This is a genomic window from Vibrio anguillarum, from assembly GCF_001989995.2.
Lineage (GTDB): Bacteria > Pseudomonadota > Gammaproteobacteria > Enterobacterales > Vibrionaceae > Vibrio > Vibrio anguillarum.
The window spans coordinates 1-221 of sequence record NZ_JAHGUP010000110.1 but is presented as its reverse complement, the minus strand read 5'-3'; the positions used below and the strand labels follow the sequence as shown (position 1 = coordinate 221).

Sequence of the window (221 nt, the reverse complement as noted above, 5' to 3'; positions counted from 1 at the left end):
TAAAAACACCACGTCAAGGCTTGGTATAACTCACTTTTATCGGGTTCAACTCATTGTAAAGTTGTCTATTTTTATCGGTTTATGGCCGATTATCGTGAAGCCAGATAACAGTCTATCTAAGTCAAATTGAGTCAGGGTGTAGACCTGCTTTTTCTCTTGAGTGGGCCATTTGAATTTGGCTTTTTCCAACCGTTTGTACCACAGGGCAAAGCCCGTTTTAT

General features: G+C 40.3%; 1 protein-coding gene. It reads right to left on the bottom strand.

What is annotated here, in order from left to right; all coding sequences use genetic code 11:
* Positions 1 to 45: 45 nt before the first annotated feature.
* Positions 46 to 221 (bottom strand): IS66 family insertion sequence element accessory protein TnpB (gene tnpB / locus PL85_RS19105; RefSeq protein ID WP_194557419.1); only part of this gene is annotated, 176 nt, incomplete at its 5' end.